A 20,773-nucleotide genomic window follows, 5' to 3' on the forward strand; every position below is an offset into this window, starting at 1 on the left:
TCACAGCCTCATAACAGGCGCGTCCCAAAGGAGGAGGCGCCAGCCGTGTCCTGAACGTCAGGCGTCCAGGGCGCGGCAATCTTCGGGCAACCAGCCGATTTCGATCTGGGTGCCGGGTGTCAGACGCTCCTGGTCCGGCGCGTTCCGGGTCTTGATGACAAAATCATCGGAACCGGCCACGCGCAGACGGGTGCGGAAAATGTCGCCCATATAGATGAACTCAAGCACTTCGGCCTTCAGCGTTTTTGCGCCGGGCTTCAGACGCTCCTTGTTCATTTCGACCCGCTCGGGGCGAATGGAAACGCGGGTGCGTTCGCCAACCTTGCTCACGTTCACCGGAACCGCGTCGATCAGATCGCCGCCGTCCAGTTGCACAATGGCGGTGCCGTTGGTGATTTCCTTGACCTCGCCCATCAGCGTGTTGTTCTCGCCGATGAACTGCGCGACAAAGCTGTTTTCGGGCTTTTTATACAGTTGGTCGGGCGGGGCCAGTTGTTGAATGCGGCCGTTTTCAAAGACGGCGACGCGGTCGGACATGGTCAATGCTTCGGTCTGGTCGTGGGTCACGTAGACCACGGTGATGCCCAGATCATGCGCCAGCTTGGTGATTTCGAACTGCAATGTTTCGCGCAGCTGTTTGTCCAGCGCGCCCAGCGGTTCGTCCATCAGGACCAGCTCGGGTTCGAACACCAGCGCCCGCGCAAGGGCGATCCGCTGTTGCTGGCCACCCGACAATTGCGTGGGGCGGCGTCCGGCGAAATCGTTCATCTGCACCATGCCAAGGGCGCGGTGGATTTTCTCTTCACGCTCGGATTTGCCGATCTTGCGGACTTCCAGCGGGAAGGCCAGGTTCTCGGCCACCGTCATATGCGGGAACAACGCATAGTTCTGGAACACCATGCCGATGCCGCGCTTGTGCGGAGGAATGTTGTTGATCGATGTCCCGCCGAGACGAATGTCGCCATGTGTTGCGGTTTCAAATCCTGCCAGCATCATCAGGCAAGTTGTCTTGCCCGAACCGGATGGGCCGAGCATTGTCAAAAACTCGCCGCGTGGCATGGAAAGGTTCAAGTCTTTGACGACGAGGTTCACGCCGTCATAGCTTTTTTGCACGCGTTCGAATTCAACGAACGCCGCATCGGTCGATGTGTTAGCCAAATCAGGCTCCCTGAATTTATGACGACGGTGAACCCGCCTTGTTGGTTCTAAGTAAAACGACCACGGTCCAGTATTGCAACCGGATTGCTGAAAAACAGTTGGTTGTGCCCTCAATGCAGGCGTTTTTTTCGTTAAATCCCGGATATCAGGACAATAGCCTGCCTAACGCGACCTGTGCGATGCCGTCTGCGACATCGGGAATCGCCCGTCACTGATATGTGTTGCGTCCTGAGGCGGCACGACGCAAGTTTCTGAAAACGGAGCACGCCCATGATCATAAAAAACTTGCCTTTCACATCCGAGGAATACGACCGGCGCATCGCTCTTGTGCGCGGTGCGATGGATGCTGCGGGCATCGACACGCTGTTTGTCACGGACCCCAGCAACCAGGCGTGGCTGACCGGATATGACGGATGGTCATTTTATGTGCATCAGGGCGTGATCTTGCGCGGCGACGGCGATCCGATCTGGTGGGGTCGGCGGCAGGACAGCGCGGGTGCGCGGCGCACGGTCTGGATGGATGATGATCACGTGCGCGGATATGACGACCATTTCGTTCAATCCACCGAACGCCACCCGATGCAGGAACTGTCAGGTATCCTGCAAGAACTGGGCGCGAAACGCATCGGCGTCGAGATGGACAACTACTACTTTTCCGCCAAGGCCTTTGCCGTGATGGAAACCTGCCTGCCCGAGGCGGAATTCGTGGATGCCACGGCGATGGTGAACTGGAAACGTGCTGTGAAATCCGAGCCAGAGCTTGAATACATGCGCAACGCCGCCCGGATTTCGGAAAAGATCATCGATGGCCTGCTGGAACGGGTCGAACCCGGTGTGCCGAAAAACGAAGTCGTGGCCGAAATCTACCGCGACGCGGTGCGCGGGGTTGATGGCGCGTGGGGCGACTATCCTGCGATTGTGCCCTTGTTGCCCTCGGGATCGGACGCCGCCGCGCCGCACCTGACATGGGATGGCCGTCCGTTTGAAACAGGCGAGGCGACATTCTTTGAAATTTCGGGCTGCTACCGCCGTTATCACGCCCCTTTCTGCCGCTCGCTGTTTCTGGGCACGCCGCCCGATTTCCTGAAACGGGCCGAGGCGGCGCTGGTCGAGGGGCTTGAGGCGGGATTGGACGCCGCCCGCGCGGGCAACCGTGCTTGTGACATCGCAAACGCACTGGCCGCTCCGCTGGAAGCGGCCGGGATCGAACGCGGTGAACGCTGTGGCTATCCCATCGGTCTGAGCTATCCGCCGGACTGGGGCGAACGCACGATTTCTCTGCGGGTCAATGACGAAACGGTGCTGGAGCCGAACATGACCTTCCACTTTATGCCCGGCCTGTGGATGGCGGATTGGGGGCTTGAGATCACCGAAAGCATCCGCATCACCGAAAACGGGGCGGCAGAGTGTTTCTGCAACCGCCCCCGCAAGATGTTCGTCAAACCATGACATTGCGCCAGACGGTCGAGTTTCTGGATCAGTTGATCGCGATGCCCACCGTGTCGGCGGACAGCAACATGGCGATGATCGCCGAGCTGGCCAACCGTCTGGAAGACGCGGGCGCGCGCACCGATGTGCTGTTGTCGCCGTGCGGTGCCAAGGCGAACCTGTGGGCCAGCATCGGTCCCGATGCGCCGGGCGGGCTGATGCTGAGCGGGCATACGGATGTTGTGCCGGTCGCGGATCAGGACTGGTCATCCGACCCCTTCGAGATGCGCGAGGGAGATGGCCGCCTGTATGGACGCGGCACCTGTGACATGAAGGGGTTCATCGCTGCCGCCGTGGTGATGGCGGGCAAGGTGACGCCGAAAAAGCCGGTGCATTTTGCCTTTACCTATGACGAGGAGGTCGGCTGTCTGGGGGCGCGCGCCCTGGTGCCTGAGTTGCAGGCGCGCGGGTTGCAGCCCGCTATGGCGGTGATCGGGGAACCCACGGGTATGCGGGTGATCGAGGGCCACAAGGGCTGTTGCGAATACACCACCCACTTTACCGGCCTTGAAGGACACGGCAGCGATCCGGGGCGCGGTGTGAACGCTGCCGAATATGCTGTGCGCTATGTCAATCGCCTGCTGGAACTGCGCGCCGACCTGATGATGCGCGCGCCTGTGACGAGCCGGTTCGAACCGCCATGGACCACGATCAACATCGGTCGTGTGTCGGGTGGCGTGGCGCACAACGTGATCGCGGGCAAGGCCGAGGTCGATTGGGAAATGCGCCCTGTTGTACAAGATGACGCCCGTTTCGTACAACAAAGCATCGCGGCCTTTGTCGAGGACGAGATGCTGCCGATGATGCGCGCGATCTATCCGCAGGCCGACATTCGCACCGAAACGATTGGCGAGGTCGCGGGGTTGGAGCCGATGGAAGTGAACACCGCCCGCGATCTGCTGGCCAGCCTTCTGGGCACCAACAGCGCCGAACTGGTCCCTTTCGGAACCGAGGCGGGGTTGTTTCAGGAAATGGGGATGGATGTGGTGGTCTGCGGACCCGGACATATTGCCCAGGCCCACAAGCCGGATGAGTTTGTCGAGATCGACCAGATGAAAGCCTGTCTGGCGATGTTGGAACCGCTGATGAGCGGCGCCTGACCCCTTACGACGCGGCTTTGAACAGCCCTTGCTCTTTCATCAGCGCATGGGATTCGTCCAGCGCGGTGCGGGCACGTTTGCCCATTTCGGTGATCTCTTCGGGCGTGATGATCAGCGGCGGCGAGATGACCATGCGGTCGTAGACGTGACGCATGATCAGGTTGTTCGCAAAGGAACGCTCGCGCGTCATGAAACCGGCGGTGCCTGCGTCGGCTGCAAACTTGGCGCGGCTCTCTTTGTCCGGTGTCAGCGCCAGAGAGGCCATCATGCCGACAATCTTGGTTTCGCCCACCATCGGATGATCGCCCAGGCTATGCCACATCTCGGCCAGCGCGGGGGCGGCGACATTGCGGACGTGGTCCAGGATGTTTTCGTCCTCCATGATCCGCAGGTTTTCCAGTGCGACCGCGCTGGCGACGGGGTGACCGGAATAGGTGTAGCCGTGGTTGAACTCGCAGGCGTTGATCACCTCCGCCACCTCGTCCGAGACGATCGAGCCGCCGATGGGTTGGTATCCCGACGACAGACCCTTGGCGATGGTCATGATGTCCGGCTTGATCCCGACGGTGGTTGACCCGAACCATTCGCTGGTGCGGCCAAAGCCACAGATGACCTCGTCGGCGATCAGCAGGATCTCGTATTTGTCACAAATGCGCTGGATTTCGGGCCAGTAGGTTGACGGCGGCACGATTACCCCGCCGGCACCTTGGATCGGTTCCGCGATAAAGGCGGCAACACGGTCCTCACCCAGTTCCAGAATCGCCTGTTCCAGTTCCTGCGCACGCTGAAGTCCGAATTCCTCGGGCGTGGATGTGCCGCCTTCGGTCCACCAGTTCGGCTGGTTGATGTGGTGAATGTCCGGGATCGGCAGGCCGCCCTGTTCGTGCATCGGGGTCATGCCGCCCAGGCTGCCCGACCCGACGGACGACCCGTGGTAGGCGTTCTTGCGGCTGATGATGATGGATTTGGTCGGCTTGCCCTTTTGCGCCCAATAGGTTCGGACCAGCCGAATGTTGGTGTCATTCGCCTCGGACCCTGAGCCGGCAAAGAACACATGGTTCAGATGCGCAGGCGCCAGTTCGGCGATCTTGGCGGCCAGTGCGATGACCGGTGCGTGCGATGTCATGAAGAAGGTGTTGTAGAACGGCAGCTCGCGCATTTGCCGTGCCGCCACATCCGCCAGTTCGCCACGGCCATAGCCGATGTTGACGCACCACAAGCCGGCCATGCCGTCCAGAATATGGTTGCCTTCGCTGTCGGTCAGGTAAACGCCATCCGCACGGGTGATGATCCGTGCACCCTTGGCCGCCAGATCGTTGTTGGTGGTAAAGGGGTGCATGTGGTGTGCAGCGTCCAGCGCCTGCAACTCGGCAGTGGGCAAGTGGTTGGTGATGGCAGCCATGACGGTGTCCTTTTCATCAGAAATGAAGTTGGGCGCAGAATATGATCAAATTTCTGACTGTCAATCAGGCTGAACCCGAATCACCTTGCGGCCGCATCCTCGGACAGGGCGGCGCGCACCTGGATCATCCCCTGAAGAATGTCTTCGGCAGTGGCGGCGCGTGCGGCCTCGGCATTGCCCTGTTTCAAGGCGTCGAGAAGCTCGGCATGTTTGTCCGGCAGGTTCGAGGTGCCGAACCGACCACAGACGACGCGCAGGGAGGGGCCAAATCGCAGCCAAAGCGCACCCGCGGATTGTGCCAGAATCGGGGCTTGGGCGATGGCGTACAAGGTCGTGTGAAAGGCGTGGTTCAGACGCAAATAACCACTGATATCACCCGCTGCGATGGCGTTGTTCAGGTTGTCATCGATCTGTGTCAGTTGGGCGATATGACCGTCGGAAATATGCGATGTTGCACGAAATGCCAGCTCGGGTTCCAAATTTAGTCGCATGAATTCAAGCTGTTCCAGCGTGTGCAGGTCCAGAACCGGCACAGAGGCGCGGCGGTTGCCCTGCATCTCGAGGGCACCCTCGGCCGTCAGCTTCCGGATGGCTTCGCGCACCGGGGTCATGCCCGCGTTCAGCATCGTCGTCAGCCCCTGAATCGTGATCGGCTGGCCGGGGGCCAGATCACCAAACAAAACGGCGTCGCGCATCTTGGTATAGACAGCCTGATGCGCAGGCGTTTTGGGCAGCAGGGATTGCCGGTCGGTCGACGTCGCGGACGCCTCTTTTTTCAGCGATGCATTCATCATGGGCATATCTTCCGAGCACCTCCATGGGGAACCGCTTGCGCGGGTCCACCTGCCGTGAAACCATAAATCATCTTGCCGCAAAGGGCAAAACTTGATCAAATTAAGCCAAGCCGGGATCAACCCGGTCTGATGAACGGGAGAATACCATGACCAAGACGATGCTTAGCACAGTCGCGGCACTGGCGGTAATTGCGTCCTCGGCAATGGCCGAAGAAGTGCGCGTTTACAACTGGTCCGACTATATCGACGAGAGTTTGCTGACCAAATTCGAGGAAGAAACAGGCATTGACCTGATCTATGACGTTTTTGACAGCAACGAAGTGTTGGAAACCAAGATGCTGGCCGGCTCGTCCGGCTATGATGTCGTTGTGCCGTCGGGCACGTTCCTACAGCGTCAGATCAGCGCCGGTGCTTTCCAGAAACTGGATAAATCCAAGCTGCCCAATCTGGAAAACATGTGGGACGTGATCAATGACCGCGTCGGCAAATACGACCCCGGCAACGAATATGCGATCAACTACATGTGGGGCACCACCGGTATCGGTGTGAACGTCGACAAGGTCAAGGAAGTGCTGGGCGAAGATGCGCCTGTCGATTCGCTGGCGTTGATTTTTGACCCTGCCAACATGGAAAAACTGTCAGCCTGTGGCGTTCATTTCCTGGATGCTCCGGCGGAAATCATTCCCGCCGCGCTGAATTACATTGGTGAAAACCCTGACGCACAAGACGCCGAAACCATCGAGAAGGCCGAGCCGGTCCTGACCGCCATCGCGCCCTATGTGCAGAAATTCCACAGCTCGGAATACATCAACGCGCTGGCCAACGGTGACATCTGCGTGGCTGTCGGCTGGTCGGGTGACATTCTGCAGGCCCGCGACCGTGCCGCCGAAGCCGATAACGGTGTGACCATCGAATATCACGCACCGAAAGAGGGGGCGCTGATGTGGTTCGACAACATGGCGATTCCGGTCGACGCGCCGAACCCTGACGGGGCGCACAAGTTCCTGAACTTTATCATGGATGCGCAGAACATGGCGGCGGCGTCGAACTATGTCTATTACGCCAACGGCAACCTCGCCAGCCAGGAGTTCCTGGTCGAGGACGTGATCGGCGATACGGCGATCTATCCTGATGCCGAGACGCTGGAAAACCTTTATACCACCTCGCCTTATGATGCGAAAACACAGCGTGTCGTGACGCGCCTGTGGACCAAGGTCAAATCGGGCACCTGAGGTCCCGATCCGGCGCGCGGCCATTAGGGTCGCGCGTCATTTCCCCTGTGATTTCTGTGAGGAAATAATTTGGCACAGACCGTTTTCGCCCCTTGGGATGACCCTCAGCAAAAGCCATTGATCCAGTTCGTGGGTGTCACCAAACGCTTTGGCGACTTTGTGGCCATTGATGACCTGACGCAGGATATCTACGAACGGGAATTTTTCGCGCTTCTTGGGCCTTCGGGCTGTGGCAAGACGACGATGATGCGGATGCTGGCGGGGTTCGAGGCGCCGACCGAGGGTTCGATCCTGTTGTCGGGGCAGGACATCGCAGGGGTGCCGCCGAACAAGCGTGCCGTGAACATGATGTTTCAATCCTACGCGCTGTTTCCGCACCTGACGGTCTGGGACAACATCGCATTTGGCCTGCGCCGGTCCGACATGCCCAAGGACGCCATCGCCGCCCGCGTCGAGGAAATGCTGAAGCTGACGCGCCTGTCCAAGTTCGGCCGTCGCAAGCCGCACCAGATTTCCGGCGGTCAGCGTCAGCGTGTGGCTTTGGCCCGGTCGCTGGCCAAGGCGCCGAAACTGTTGTTGCTGGATGAGCCGCTGGGCGCACTGGACAAAAAGCTGCGGCAGGACACGCAGTTCGAGCTGATGGACATTCAGGAAACCACCGGCACCACATTCGTCATCGTGACCCACGACCAGGAAGAGGCGATGACCGTCGCCAGCCGCGTCGCGGTGATGGACGAGGGGCGCATCATTCAGGTGGCGACGCCCGAAAAGATCTATGAGGCACCAAACAGTGTCTACGTGGCGGATTTCATCGGTGACGTGAACATTCTGGAAGGCACGGCCAAGGCCAACGGCCCCGAAAGCTATGCCATCGACTGGGGCGGTGCGGAACCTGCGACCGCCACCAGTGCCCGTCCGTTCAGCGATGGGCAAAAGGCACATCTGGCGATCCGCCCCGAGAAAATCGCGATCAGCGCCGAACGCCCTGCCGATGCGGCAAACGCGGTTCAGGGCAAGGTTCTGGACATCGCCTATCTGGGCAACCTCAGCACCTATCACGTCGAATTGCCCACCGGCCAGGTGATCAAGGCGCAGTCGGCCAACACACGCCGCGTGTCGCGCCGGGCCTACACTTGGGAAGATCCCGTCTGGCTAAGCTGGAGCGCCACCGCCGGCGTGTTGCTTGAATCGTGAGGCGCGCTGTCCTCATAGCGGTGCCGTACCTGTGGCTGCTGGCGCTGTTCCTGGTGCCCTTTGCCATCGTGTTCAAAGTGTCCCTGTCCGACACGGCGCTGGCGATCCCGCCCTATACGCCGACCCTGAAGGACGGTTTCAGCGCCCTGATTTCCGGTCTGGATTTCGAAAACTTCGTCTTTCTGACGCAGGATGACCTGTATTGGAAAGCTTACGTCAGTTCGCTGCAAATCGCCTTCGTTTCCACCATCGTGACGCTGCTGGTGGGCTATCCCATGGCCTACGGCATGGCGCGTGCGCCCGAAGAATGGCGTCCAACGCTGATGATGCTGGTGATCCTGCCATTCTGGACCTCGTTCCTGATCCGCGTTTACGCATGGGTCGGTATCCTCAGCACCGAAGGATTCCTGAACCAGTTCCTGCTGTGGACCGGCATAATCGACACGCCGCTGACCATCCTGAACACCAATTGGGCGGTCTATATCGGGATCGTCTACACCTATCTGCCCTTCATGATCCTGCCGATTTATGCGGCGCTTGAACGGCTGGACGAAAGCCTGATCGAGGCCGCCGAGGATCTGGGTTGTTCGCGGATGCAGGCGTTTTGGCTGGTGACGATCCCCCTGTCGCGCAACGGCATCGTTGCGGGGTGTTTCCTGGTGTTCATCCCCGCGCTGGGCGAATTTGTGATCCCGTCATTGCTGGGCGGTTCTGGTACGCTGATGATCGGTAAGGTTCTGTTCGAGGAATTCTTTGCCAACCGGGATTGGCCCGTGGCCAGCGCCGTGGCGGTGATCTTGCTGCTGATCCTGATCATTCCGATCATCCTGTTCCAGCGCAACGAACAGCGTCAGCAGGAGGCAGAACAATGAACCGTCTCAGCCCGTTCAACGTGGTCAGCCTGACGTTTGGCTTTGCCTTCCTCTACCTGCCGATGCTGATCCTTGTGATCTTCAGCTTCAACTCGTCCAAGCTGGTGACGGTCTGGGCCGGGTTCTCTACGAAATGGTACGGCACGCTGTTCCAGAACGAAGCGTTCCTGGATGCCGCGTGGGTCACGCTGAAGGTGGCCGTGATGTCATCCACCTTTGCCACTGTGCTGGGCACGATGGCCGCCTATGTACTGGTGCGCGGCGGGCGGTTCATGGGGCGCACGCTGTTTTCCGGCATGATCTATGCGCCGCTGGTGATGCCCGAAGTGATCACCGGCCTGTCGCTGCTGCTTTTGTTCATCGGCATTGGTCTGGATCGTGGCGTGATGACGATTGTTCTGGCACACACCACCTTTTCCATGTGCTACGTGTCAGTGGTGGTGTCGTCGCGTCTGGCGACCTTTGACCGGTCGCTGGAAGAGGCGGCGCTGGATCTGGGTGCCTCGCAGTTTGACGCTTTCCGGTTGGTGACGCTGCCAATCATCGCACCGGCGGTGATCTCGGGTTGGTTGCTGGCCTTTACGCTCAGCCTTGACGATCTGGTGATTGCCTCCTTTGCCACCGGTCCGTCGGCCACCACGCTGCCGATGAAGATTTGGTCGTCGGTGCGTCTGGGCGTCTCGCCCGAAATCAACGCGCTGTCGTCGATCCTGATCGGGATCGTGTCGGTGGGGGTGATTACCGCATCGCTGATGTCGAAACGCCATGCGGTGCGGGTGCGCCGTGAAGAGCAGGCCGCGCAGCGCACTGCATGAAACACATATATGCAGACTATGCCTATGGCAGCGGCCCGCGCGACGGGTGTTGGTGGGATGAAACCTGTGACTTGCCCGGTTTCCCCAAGTTAGAGACTGATATTGCCTGCGACGTCGCGATTGTCGGTGGCGGCTTCACCGGCCTGTCGGCGGCACTGCATCTGGCGCAGGCGGGTGTCGATGTTGTGGTGGTCGAGGCGGAATATGTCGGCTGGGGTGCATCGGGGCGCAACGGCGGTTTTTGTTGTCTGGGCGGTGCAAGGATTGACGATGCGGGGCTGGACCACCGCTTTGACCGGGTGGGACGGTTGCAATATCGCAAGGCGGAACGCGACGCGATTGCGCTGGTCGAACAGATCACCCAGGCGCACGGCATCGACGTGGATCGCCATTCGCAGGGCGAAACCGAACTGGCCCACCGGCCCAAGGATATGGACGCCCTGCGCCGCGCTGCCGATGCGGTGGCGGAAAACCACGGGGTTGATTGCCAGGTCATCGCGCGGGAGGGTCTGCCCGCGCATGGGCTGTCCGGGCCGTTCCACGGTGCGCTGACCATCCCCATCGGTTTTGCCCTGAACCCGCGCAAATACATCGCTGGCCTTGCCGCCGCTGCGCGGGATGCGGGCGCGCGTATCTTTGGCAAAACCCCGGTACAGAGCCTGAACAAGGGCCAGAAATGGACCCTGGATGCTGGCCGGAAGATCACGGCCGATCAGGTGGTGATTGCCACCAACGGCTATTCCTCGGACGATCTGCCCGACTGGCTGGCAGGGCGCTATATGCCCAGCCAGTCCAACGTGATCGTGACCCGCCCGCTGACCGAACAAGAGCAGGCAGAAGCCGGATGGACCAGCGATCAGGCCTGTTACGACACCCGCAACCTGCTGCACTATTTCCGCAAGATGCCGGACGGGCGGTTCCTGTTCGGGATGCGGGGCGGGCTGACGTCAAACCCCGCCGCCGAGGCGCGCGCGCGCCGTCGCGTGCGCCAGGATTTTGACGCGATGTTCCCCGCCTGGCGACATGTGGAACACGCGCATGGCTGGTCGGGGATGGTGTGTATTGCCCGCGATATGCTGCCTTTTGTCGGTGCGGTGCCAAACCAGCCGGGGCTGTTTGCCAGCCTGTGTTACCACGGCAATGGTGTGGCGATGGGCACCTATGCGGGCAAGCTGATCGCGGGACAGATCACCGGACAAGCCGAGGTTCCGGTCGCCATGGCGCAGCCCCTGTCGCGCTTTCCGCTGGGTCGGTACCGGCGGGCGGTGATGCCTGCCGCCTATGCGGGGTTCATGCTGGCCGACCTGTGATGCAACTGCGTCTTTCGCGGTGAAATCCGACCGTTCCGTGATGCCAGCGTTGACAGGATGGCCCTGAACTTACATCTCAGTCACAAGAAAGCGCAGAGGGACCAGCATGAAAATAGCAATGATCGGAACCGGCTATGTCGGGCTGGTGTCGGGTGTGTGCTTCTCGGACTTTGGGCACGATGTGGTTTGCGTCGACAAGGACCCCAAGAAAGTCGAGATGCTGGAACGCGGCGAAGTTCCGATCTATGAGCCCGGTCTGGACGATCTGATGGCCAAGAACGTGGCGGCAGGGCGCCTGTCGTTCACCGGCGATCTGAAAGCCGCGGTGGACGGTGCCGAGGCTGTGTTCATCGCGGTCGGCACGCCCACGCGTCGCGGCGATGGCCACGCCGATCTGACCTATGTCATGGCCGCCGCCGCCGAGATTGCCGATGCGCTGACCGGGTACGCCGTGGTTGTGACCAAATCGACCGTGCCGGTGGGCACCAACCGCCAGGTCAAGCACGCGGTGCACAAGGCCAACCCGAACGCTGATTTCGACGTGGCCAGCAACCCCGAGTTCCTGCGCGAAGGCGCGGCGATTGACGATTTCATGCGCCCCGACCGCGTCGTTGTCGGTGTACAGAACGACCGCGCGGCGGAGGTGATGAACCAGATCTACCGCCCGCTGTACCTGCGGGATTTTCCGATCATGATCACCGATCTGGAAAGTGCCGAGATGATCAAATATGCCGCCAACGCATTTCTGGCGACCAAGATTACGTTCATCAACGAAATCGCGGCATTGTGCGAACGCACCGGTGCGGATGTGAAAACCGTGTCGCAGGGCATGGGGCTGGACGGGCGTATTGGCAACAAGTTCCTGCACGCTGGCCCCGGCTATGGCGGCAGCTGCTTTCCCAAGGACACGCAGGCGCTGGCCCGTATGGGGCAGGATCATTCGATGCCCATGCAGTTGACCGAGACCGTGATCAAGGTCAACGACGAGATCAAACGCCGCATGATCGACAAGGTTGTCGACCTGTGCGGTGGCAGGGTCAACGGCAAGATTATCGCGGTGCTGGGCGTGACGTTCAAACCCAACACAGATGACATGCGCGACAGCCCGTCGCTGACCATTGTCCCCGCGTTGGTGGGGGGCGGCGCCAAGGTGCGGGTGGTCGACCCGCAGGGTCGCCGCGAAGGTGAGGCGTTGTTGCCTGGCGTCAACTGGTTCGAGGATGCCTATAAGGCGACCCAGAATGCGGATGCGGTGGTGATCCTGACCGAATGGAACGAATTCCGCGCGCTTGATCTGAAACGTATCGTCAAACGCATGGCGACACCGGTCATGGCGGATCTGCGGAATATCTATTCGCAAAAGGACGCCAAGCGCGCCGGGTTCGTGGCCTATACGTCGGTCGGGCGCGAGGACTACGGCATCGACCGCTAGACCGGGTCGCGCAGCCCGGTCACGTCGTCGGCCAGAACCGCAATCCCGCCTTCCAGGATCAGGATCGTGCGCCCCTGTTCTATCCGCGCTTCGGTGACGCGCCCGTAGGTTTGGGCGCGTTCGGCCAGCAGCAGTTCGCCCGCCTGATAGCTTTCGACTTCGAACGTGTAATTCCCGTCGGGGAAGGTTGATCCGTTCAGCCCGGCAATCCCCTGCCATTGCACTGCATCGGGCGAGACGGGAATGCTCTGGCGCTGAACTTCGTTTCCCGCGTCGTCATAAACCACCAGATAAGCCGCGTCCGCGGCGGTCAGCGGGTTCGGCGCGATGGTCACGGGCGTGCCGTCGAAATGGGCCGGGGCATAAGACAACGCCTCCATCCCGATCCAGCCAGACAGTGCGCCGACATTGGTTTGCGTCGCGTTTGCGGCTTGCAACGCGGCACTGAGCGTTTGCAACAGGTCGTTGGTCTGTACCTGCTGTTCGACCATCGAGAACTGCGCCAGCTGCGCGGCATATTCCGAGCTGTCCATGGGTTCCAGCGGGTCCTGATAGCGGGCCTGCGTGGTCATCATCCTGAGAAAGGTTTCAAAGTCGGAAGAAATGAGCGACGCCGCTTTTTCCGGGAGGGGCGTTGTGCTGGTCTGACTTTGTGCCTGGGCTTGCGCTGCGGTGGGGGCGATGTTCATGGCGGCGATCCTTATACTCTGATGTCCATGGCGGAATCGGGCGACAGCGGGGTGTCCCCTTCGAGGTCCGCTGCATCGGTGGCGATGTCTGCGATTGGCTGCGTTTTGTGCGGGGGCGTGTCGTCGCGTTGATCCTGTGCGCCATCCCCGCCGGAAAAGGCGAAATTGACGTCGCCATAGCCCATGTCCGCAAATTCACTTTCCAACTCGCCAATGTTCCGGCGCATCAGGTCCAGCGTCTCGGGGCGGTCGGCGTGAATTGTGACCGAGGCTCCCGCATCGTTGGTTGAAAGGGACATGCGTACCCGGCCCAGCTCTGCCGGATTGAGGGTCAGTTCTATCTGCCGGTCTGCGCTGGATTGTACGGCGGCCTCTGCGACCTGTCTGGCCACCGTGGCGTGCGGATGCGTCGGCGCGGCCGGTGTCGTGACACTGTGCGTCTGTGCAGGCGGCGCGCCGGAGGCGCGCATGTCGGTGAAAATCGCGTCGGGGGCGGCGTCCACGGGGATCGGATCGGTGGAAACCTGTGACGCTGGGGCGCGGATTTCGGTTGTGACGGGTGCTGGCGTTGGTTGAGGGGGCGCGGGATGATTGGCTGTCTGTCGGATGACAGGCGGGTCGACGGGATCCCGTGGCAGCACATTTTCCGTGGCCGCTGTGGGTTGAGGATCCGGCGGAATAGCATTGGCAGGCTGCGCGGGCGCTGTGATCAGCCGAACGGTGACCGACGTTGTTGCCGGTTGCATGGGCTGCGCCGGTTTTTCCGCTTTCGGCAGAGCAGCGCCCGGTGTGGCCTGAACCAGCGGCGCAGTGGGCCGTATCGGCGTCAGAAGCGGCTGCTTTGCCGATGTCACTGGCACCGCTGACACATCAATGCGGATAGGCCTGTCCGGCGCTGTGGCTGGTCGGGTAGATGCTGGCATCGGGGGGGGCGCCTTGTGAAGCGCAGCGGGGGTGTGCGTTGGCCGCGCGGGCGGCAAATCGGGCGTCTCTGTCAGCAGGGGCGGTGCGTTTTTTGGTGCCGCGGCCGCTTTTGAAAACGCGTCTTCAAGCAGTATGGTTCTAGGCTCTATCAATGGACTTTGAGCCGAACGCGAGGTTTCAACCGTGTCGGATTCGGTGGACTGCGGCGTCTTGTTAGGTGACTGACCCACATGCTGTTCTTTCGAAGCCATCTCGTGCAACGGCTCAGGAGCCGCGTGCGCTTCGACAGAGGGGCCGTGCAAAGCCGCCTTTCCCGGCATGGCTGTTGCGGCGGGTGGCAACGATTCCACCTGCGCGACGGGAGGCATCACGGACCCGGACCCTGTGGCAAAGGTGATCACCGATTCCGCGCCGCTCCGTGGGTGTTTCGAACCCTTGGCCTTGACCTCGGGCGGTGCGTCGTGCCGCGAAACCGGCGCTTCCTGCGCCAACGCAGGCAGACGGGATGGCATTTGCGAAAGCGCGGCAGCTTCGCCGCCTTCTTGCTTTTCCTCTTCAGGCGTTGCGCCCTCGATATCGGGCAGACCATCCACCTGTGTGTCCGCGTCTGGCAAGTCCTGCGCCGTGACCGTAGTCCCGTTTTCCTGCAAAGGTAGAAGCTGGTCGAAGGTCGCGGCGAAACTGACGGCGGGATCTGACGCCGCGACCGCGGTGCTGCGCGGCGCTGCGGGTGAACCGCTGTGAATCAAGGGAATAAGTTGCACACATCCTCCGGGAGTTCTTCCTCGTCCCCGTCTTATGCCTGCGCTTGGTTACCGCTTCTTTACCGGTCCTGCGGCATGATCCTGAAAATACAACGCATTTGAAAGGAACCCGGGATGCAAGTGACACCAGACACGGCGGGCGTGGCTTTGGCCCGCAAGCCAACCGCGCAGGCCGATGCAGAACTGCGCGCCGTGGCAGACCAGCTTGAGGCGGGGTTTCTGGCGGAAATGCTGAAATCCGCCGGTTTCGGACAGGCGCGCGACAGCTTTGGCGGTGGCGCGGGAGAGGATCAGTTTTCCTCGTTCCTGATACAGGCGCAGGCCGAAAAGATGGTTGCCGCAGGCGGTATCGGTCTGAGCGAAGCAGTGTTCGAAGCTTTGAAAGGCCGGTCTGATGTCGAATGAAACGGTCGAGGATACGGTCAATGCGCTGGACGATTTGCTGGATCAGGAACGCGGCGCCCTGCTTGCCGGCGACCTGGACAGAATCGCCCGGACGCTGGATTTGAAACAATCGCTGATCGACCGTCTGAACGAGCTGGATGTGGCGGACCGGTCGTCGCTGGCCGCACTGAATGCAAAGGTCATGCGCAACCAGTCGTTGTTGAATTCCGCGCTGGACGGGATACGGGCGGTCACCCGCCGGCTGGCAACCATGCGCCGTATCCGCAGTTCGCTGGATATATATGACGCACAAGGCAAGAAGAACGAGATTGCCCTGACGCCGAACCGGTCGGTCGAAAAGCGGGCTTAGCGCCGTTTGATTCAAATCCGGGGGAAGACACGAGTCGTCATTAGCTTTCCATTAGCACGTAGATGCGATGTTGACCCTGCACTCGAGAACAGAGTGGCGCAGATCAGCATCGCTGAAAAATGCATATGTCAGAATGACTTGTTTTTGTCCGTCCCACTGGGGGGCGGGACGTAACCTGACGCAAAGCGTCACGACTTAAGGAACATGTTCATGTCGAGCATCAATACAAACAACAGCGCAATGGTTGCGCTGCAAACCCTGAAATCCATCAACAGCAACCTGACGAAAACGCAGGACGAAATCTCGACCGGTAAATCGGTTTCGATGGCCAAGGACAACTCCACCGTCTGGATGACTTTTGCGTTCGACGAATAGGCCCGCTGCGTGCGGATCATCTCGGTCAGTTCGGTGGCAACATCGACTGTGGATTCCTCGCGGGCATAGGATTTCAGGTCACCCGTTGGCCCATCACCCGCGTCCCAAAGAAAGAGGGGACCGCTTTCGACCGAGGGTTTGTAGGTCTGCGAATCCAACGAGATCAGGCCACCGGGGTTGGGCATGTCGACCAGCGGGATCTGATAGAGAACACTGGTCACGCCTGTGTCAAAGATCGCCTTGACGTAGCCGTTCGGATCAACCTCGACCGAGATCATGTTGCCCACGGGGCTGCCGTCCTTGACCACCGAGATTGGCGCGAACGTATCGGACAGCTGTACAACGCCCTGATTGTCGCCGACCTCGCCGATGTCGATGGAAATCGGGCCGCTGGCCACATCGACAATCAACTCGCCCGTTGCCGGATCATAGGGTCCGCCTGTCACCGTGGTGACCGATGCGATTGTGCCGCCGTCTGCTCGGGTGTCGTTAAAGTTGATGACGTATTCGCCGATCACCGCATCGTCCTGCGCTGAATCGCGCATGATCACGGTCCATTCATTGGAACTGCCTGTGGCGGGCACCGTCGGTATGAACTCCAGCGCGATGCTCTGCGAGGTGCCGAGGTTGTCGAAATATTCCACCGACAGGTTCTGTGTCTCGCCGTCCGATCCGGCAATTGTCGAGGTGGCAGGCAGGTTCAGGCCCATCGTCACCTGTGTTGTCGGGTCGCCCTTGAGATTCAGCGAAAACTGGATGGGCTCCAGCCCGTCGCTGGTGTCGCGGGGGAAAGAGGGGAAGGACCCGTCGATATTGGCAGGCCAACCCATCAGCAACAGGCCGGATTCGCTGGCCAGATATCCGTCCTCGTCGATGCGGAATGATCCGGTGGTGGTCAGCATCATCTTGGCGTTGCCATCCCCCGCCAGCACACTGGAGCGTGAGGCGACGGGCAGCATACCGCGCCCGCGCACGGCAAGGTCGGTGGCATTCGATGTGCTGACCAGCGATCCGCTTTCGCTGATCAGCCGTTGCGACGACGCGCGCACGCCGCCCGCTGTATAGGATACGCCCGAATTCGACAGGACCAGGGAATTGAAATCCGTGACCACCCGCTTGTACCCAAAGGTGCTGGCGTTCGCGATGTTGTCCGAGATCGACCCAAGCCGCGTCGCGTTGGACTGCAACCCCGCAATACCTGCGTTGAGCGAAGAGGAAATTGTCATGGATACGCCTTTCTGCTGCATCAGAACCAAGTTGATGCAACAGATAGGCGCCGCGAACTTAACATCGCGCTAACAGATAAAATCCACCCTATTTGCCGGGCATCCCTACCGCAGGAAAATGACCTTGATGCGGTTGTTGCGGATGTCCATCGGGTCAAGCGTGGCCGGGTCCCGATCCGCATGTCCGGTCACCCGTTGCACGCGCCCGGGGGCAAGCCCCGCATCATGCAGCAACTGGCGCATGATGACCGCCTGTTCTGTTGACTGGTCCCAGACCTTGATCCTGGCCGCGACCACAGGTTGCGCCTGCACATGCGCGGCCACGGCCATGTCGTTTTTCACCGACCGGCCGGTCTGCACCAGCAGATCCGCCAACTTGCGCAACAGCCGCGTGGGCTGACCCGTGTCCGCGTCGAACAGCGGGGCATCCGGCAGCGCAAACAACTCGACCACCAGCCCCTCGTCGGTCAGCTTGGTGATCACGTGTTTCATCTCGTTTTCCAAGACGTCGGATTCGCCGCCAAATCCCAACAGTTCCGATTCAAGCATTTTCAGGGCTGAGGTTTCGGCATCATCGGTCCCTTCGGACCCGGTGTCACGTCGCGCCACAACCGCCGGACGCGCACCGCTGAAGGGCAATGCCTCGTCGGTAAAGGTGCTGTCGCCATTGAACGATCCGTTGCCGCCCCCCGAAACCCGGTTGATCGCGACCGTCGGCGTGAAATAATCCGCGATCCCCTTGCGTTGCTTTTCCGTCGTCGCGTTCAACAACCACATCAACATGAAAAAGGCCATCATCGCGGTCACGAAGTCCGCGTAAGCAACTTTCCAGGCACCACCATGGTGCCCACCGCCGCCAACGACCTTTTTACGTTTGATGATGATTGGCGCCGCATTGCTTTGCGCAGCCATGTCACTCACCCGTTTGTATTCACCCAACGACAGATCTAGCGGACAACGCTTTCCAGCGGCTTAACAAACGCAATTGTAGGTAATGGTTTCACCCTCAAGGGCAGTTGCACAGCTCCGCATGATCTGCGCTGATGCGCAAAACGGGGGGACGGGCATGGCCGAGTTGACTGTGTTGGACAGCAAATATTCGTGGACACGGCTGTTGATCACGCTGGGCGTGGCGATGGTGGCCAATGTCGGCATGTGGGCGGTGATCGTGATCATGCCCGCGGTCGAGGCTGAATTTGCCCTGACCCGCGCGCAGGCATCAATGCCCTACACCCTTACAATGGTCGGCTTTGCGCTGGGCAACTTTGCCATCGGGCGCGCGGTGGACCGGTTTGGCGTGACCGGATCGCTGATCGGGGCGGCAGTGGGGATCGCGGCGGGCTATGCGCTGGCGATGATGGCAACCTCGGTGTTCATGCTGGGGGCGGCACAATTGCTGATCGGGCTGGCGTCGGCCGTGGGCTTCGGCCCGTTGATTGCCGACATCTCGCACTGGTTCATGCGCAGACGTGGCATCGCGGTGGCCATCGTAGCCAGCGGCAATTACCTGTCCGGGGCAATATGGCCGATGGTGCTGGCGGGGCTGCTGGCCGACAGCGGTTGGCGCAGCGTCTACACCTTTCTGGCTGTCGTGACACTGGTCACTGTCATCCCGCTGGCCCTGCTGCTGCGACGGCGCATCCCCGAAGAGGCGCATAACACTGCCCAGGCGGCATCGGACAGCAATGCCAAGTCCGTGGGCCTGACCCCGCGCAATCTTGCCCTGCTGCTGGGGTTGGCGGGCATCGGTTGTTGCGTGGCGATGTCGATGCCGCAGGTGCATATCGTCAGCTATTGCGTCGATCTGGGCTATGGTCCCGCCGCGGGGGCCGAGATGCTGTCGCTGATGCTGCTGGGAGGCGTGGCCTCGCGGCTGGTGTCGGGCATGATCGCCGACCAGCTGGGCGGCGTGCGCACTTTGCTGATCGGGTCGGCGCTGCAATGTCTGGCGCTGTTCTTTTACCTGCCGTCCGACGGGTTGGCGTCGCTTTATATCGTGTCGCTGATTTTTGGCCTGTCGCAGGGCGGGATCGTACCCAGCTATGCGCTGATCGTGCGCGAATACATGCCCGCGCGGGCTGCAGGCTCGTGGGTCGGCTTCGTGCTGATGGCGACGATTGCGGGCATGGCGATTGGCGGCTGGATGTCAGGCTGGATCTACGACGTGACGGGCAGCTACCAGATGGCGTTCTGGAACGGCATCCTGTTCAACCTGCTGAACGTGGGCATCATGCTGTGGCTGCTGTCGCGGTCACGGCCCCGCAAGCCCGGTCTGGTCGCGGCCTAGGCCTCACCCTTGCCTGAAACCATCGGCGCCGACAGGTGATCCTCGCCGCGCGCGCGGGCCAGTTCGATCTGGCGCTGACGCTCGCGGAACCGGGCCTTGTCGGCATCGGACGTCTCGTCGATGCACAGATGACAGCTGACACCGGCCTCGTATTCCGGTCGGTCCTGATCGGCGGGCAACACGGGACGACGGCAGGCGTGACACAACATATGCGGCCCCACCCGCAGCCCGTGCCCAACGCTGACCCGCCCGTCAAAGACAAAGCAGTTGCCAGACCATGTGCTGTCCTGCTCGGGCACCTCTTCGAGATATTTCAGAATGCCACCTTTCAGGTGATAGACATCCTCAACCCCCTGACCCAACAGGTAGTTGGTCGATTTCTCGCAGCGGATGCCGCCCGTGCAGAACATCGCGATCTTCTTGTTGTGAAAGCGGTCCTTGTTCGCCTCCCACCAGGCGGGGAACTCGCCAAAGCTGGCTGTTTGCGGGTCAGTCGCGCCGTCAAAGGTGCCAATCGCCACTTCGTAATCGTTGCGCGTGTCAATCACCGCCACATCGTCGCGGGTGATCAGCGCATTCCAGTCGGCAGGTTCCACATAATGCCCTGTCCGCGCTGCCGGATCGACATCGGGCTGGCCCATCGTCACGATCTCGCGCTTCAGGCGTACCTTCATCTTGCCAAATGGCGGCGTGGCCGAGGTGCTTTCCTTCCACTCAAGCCCGTCACATCCGGGCAGCGCCCGAATATGTGCCAGCACCGCGTCGATGCCTGCGCGCGGTCCCGCGATGGTGCCGTTGATGCCTTCGCCCGCCAGCAGCAAGGTGCCTTTGACACCCTGGGCGACGCAGAGGTCCAGCAAGGCAGGCTTGATCGCGTCGGGCGCGTCGAAGCGGGTAAAGTGATAGAGGGCTGCGATAATATACATGCCTTGCCAGATACGCCCTTGCATCGCCCGC

Annotated in this window: 19 protein-coding genes and 1 pseudogene; 12 read left to right on the forward strand and 8 right to left on the reverse strand. The window is 60.8% G+C overall.

Translation table 11 applies throughout. The annotated features are described in order from the left end of the window. Positions 1 to 57: 57 nt before the first annotated feature. Positions 58 to 1,158: an ABC transporter ATP-binding protein gene (locus BUC08_RS13265; RefSeq protein ID WP_037922867.1), complete on the reverse strand. Its 1,101-nt coding sequence runs from the start codon at positions 1,156 to 1,158 to the stop codon at positions 58 to 60. A 270-nt stretch (positions 1,159 to 1,428) separates the two neighbouring features. Between BUC08_RS13265 and BUC08_RS13270 the strand changes: the two genes are divergently transcribed. Continuing rightward, entirely contained in the window at positions 1,429 to 2,607 is a 1,179-nt protein-coding gene (locus tag BUC08_RS13270; RefSeq protein WP_037922869.1) for a M24 family metallopeptidase, read from the forward strand. Next, entirely contained in the window at positions 2,604 to 3,746 is a 1,143-nt protein-coding gene (gene argE / locus BUC08_RS13275) for an acetylornithine deacetylase (protein ID WP_037922871.1), read from the forward strand. Before BUC08_RS13270 ends, argE begins: the two co-directional genes overlap by 4 nt. A gap of 4 nt (positions 3,747 to 3,750) precedes the next feature. Here the strand turns inward: argE and BUC08_RS13280 are convergent, their stop codons facing one another. After that, a complete protein-coding gene (locus BUC08_RS13280; protein WP_037922873.1) occupies positions 3,751 to 5,148 on the reverse strand; it encodes an aspartate aminotransferase family protein in 1,398 nt (465 codons plus the stop codon). An 80-nt stretch (positions 5,149 to 5,228) separates the two neighbouring features. Beyond that, entirely contained in the window at positions 5,229 to 5,942 is a 714-nt protein-coding gene (locus BUC08_RS13285; protein WP_081855320.1) for a GntR family transcriptional regulator, read from the reverse strand. Positions 5,943 to 6,088: 146 nt separating this feature from the next. Between BUC08_RS13285 and BUC08_RS13290 the strand changes: the two genes are divergently transcribed. The 6 genes from BUC08_RS13290 to BUC08_RS13315 all read left to right on the forward strand — a co-directional run bounded on the left by BUC08_RS13290 (position 6,089) and on the right by BUC08_RS13315 (position 12,797). Beyond that, positions 6,089 to 7,174, forward strand: a complete 1,086-nt coding sequence (locus BUC08_RS13290; protein ID WP_037922875.1) for a polyamine ABC transporter substrate-binding protein — start codon at positions 6,089 to 6,091, stop codon at positions 7,172 to 7,174. Positions 7,175 to 7,243: 69 nt separating this feature from the next. Further along, positions 7,244 to 8,368, forward strand: a complete 1,125-nt coding sequence (locus BUC08_RS13295) for an ABC transporter ATP-binding protein (protein WP_028955492.1) — start codon at positions 7,244 to 7,246, stop codon at positions 8,366 to 8,368. Next, on the forward strand, positions 8,365 to 9,240 hold the full coding sequence (locus BUC08_RS13300) for an ABC transporter permease subunit (RefSeq protein ID WP_037922877.1): 876 nt from the start codon (positions 8,365 to 8,367) through the stop codon (positions 9,238 to 9,240). Before BUC08_RS13295 ends, BUC08_RS13300 begins: the two co-directional genes overlap by 4 nt. Next, the gene (locus tag BUC08_RS13305) at positions 9,237 to 10,055 is read left to right on the forward strand and encodes an ABC transporter permease subunit (RefSeq protein ID WP_037922879.1); all 819 of its coding nucleotides are present in this window, start codon (positions 9,237 to 9,239) and stop codon (positions 10,053 to 10,055) included. Before BUC08_RS13300 ends, BUC08_RS13305 begins: the two co-directional genes overlap by 4 nt. Continuing rightward, on the forward strand, positions 10,052 to 11,365 hold the full coding sequence (locus BUC08_RS13310; protein ID WP_037922881.1) for an NAD(P)/FAD-dependent oxidoreductase: 1,314 nt from the start codon (positions 10,052 to 10,054) through the stop codon (positions 11,363 to 11,365). Before BUC08_RS13305 ends, BUC08_RS13310 begins: the two co-directional genes overlap by 4 nt. A gap of 106 nt (positions 11,366 to 11,471) precedes the next feature. Beyond that, positions 11,472 to 12,797 carry a UDP-glucose dehydrogenase family protein gene (locus BUC08_RS13315; protein ID WP_037922884.1) on the forward strand — a complete coding sequence of 442 codons (1,326 nt, stop codon included), beginning with the start codon at positions 11,472 to 11,474 and terminating at the stop codon, positions 12,795 to 12,797. Here the strand turns inward: BUC08_RS13315 and BUC08_RS13320 are convergent. Next, on the reverse strand, positions 12,794 to 13,486 hold the full coding sequence (locus BUC08_RS13320) for a flagellar hook capping FlgD N-terminal domain-containing protein (RefSeq protein ID WP_037922887.1): 693 nt from the start codon (positions 13,484 to 13,486) through the stop codon (positions 12,794 to 12,796). The genes BUC08_RS13315 and BUC08_RS13320 overlap by 4 nt on opposite strands. A gap of 11 nt (positions 13,487 to 13,497) precedes the next feature. Further along, positions 13,498 to 13,989: a flagellar hook-length control protein FliK gene (locus BUC08_RS24620; protein WP_162179361.1), complete on the reverse strand. Its 492-nt coding sequence runs from the start codon at positions 13,987 to 13,989 to the stop codon at positions 13,498 to 13,500. Between the two features lie 1,299 nt (positions 13,990 to 15,288). Between BUC08_RS24620 and BUC08_RS13330 the strand changes: the two genes are divergently transcribed. From BUC08_RS13330 to BUC08_RS24795, 3 genes are all read left to right on the forward strand, one after another. Beyond that, complete coding sequence (locus BUC08_RS13330) at positions 15,289 to 15,579, forward strand: rod-binding protein (protein WP_037922892.1); 291 nt, start codon at positions 15,289 to 15,291, stop codon at positions 15,577 to 15,579. Beyond that, positions 15,569 to 15,928, forward strand: coding sequence for a flagellar biosynthesis protein FlgN (locus BUC08_RS13335; RefSeq protein ID WP_037922895.1), 360 nt, complete (start codon positions 15,569 to 15,571; stop codon positions 15,926 to 15,928). The genes BUC08_RS13330 and BUC08_RS13335 overlap by 11 nt, the downstream gene beginning before the upstream one ends. Positions 15,929 to 16,168: 240 nt before the next feature. Then, entirely contained in the window at positions 16,169 to 16,303 is a 135-nt protein-coding gene (locus tag BUC08_RS24795; RefSeq protein ID WP_229938915.1) for a hypothetical protein, read from the forward strand. On the opposite strand, the pseudogene BUC08_RS13345 reads toward BUC08_RS24795, so the two are convergent. Beyond that, positions 16,240 to 17,529: pseudogene (locus BUC08_RS13345) on the reverse strand (flagellar hook protein FlgE); the annotation flags it as partial. The gene BUC08_RS24795 and the pseudogene BUC08_RS13345 overlap by 64 nt on opposite strands. 105 nt (positions 17,530 to 17,634) lie before the next feature. Next, complete coding sequence (locus BUC08_RS13350) at positions 17,635 to 18,441, reverse strand: flagellar motor protein MotB (protein WP_037922897.1); 807 nt, start codon at positions 18,439 to 18,441, stop codon at positions 17,635 to 17,637. Positions 18,442 to 18,595: 154 nt separating this feature from the next. Between BUC08_RS13350 and BUC08_RS13355 the strand changes: the two genes are divergently transcribed. After that, entirely contained in the window at positions 18,596 to 19,816 is a 1,221-nt protein-coding gene (locus tag BUC08_RS13355; protein WP_037923440.1) for an MFS transporter, read from the forward strand. On the opposite strand, the gene trhO is transcribed toward BUC08_RS13355, so the two are convergent. Next, a complete protein-coding gene (gene trhO / locus BUC08_RS13360) occupies positions 19,813 to 20,742 on the reverse strand; it encodes an oxygen-dependent tRNA uridine(34) hydroxylase TrhO (RefSeq protein ID WP_037923442.1) in 930 nt (309 codons plus the stop codon). The two genes, BUC08_RS13355 and trhO, sit on opposite strands and share 4 nt — an antisense overlap. Positions 20,743 to 20,773: the final 31 nt, after the last annotated feature.

Source organism: Pseudosulfitobacter pseudonitzschiae (assembly GCF_900129395.1).
Classification (GTDB): Bacteria; Pseudomonadota; Alphaproteobacteria; order Rhodobacterales; family Rhodobacteraceae; genus Pseudosulfitobacter; species Pseudosulfitobacter pseudonitzschiae.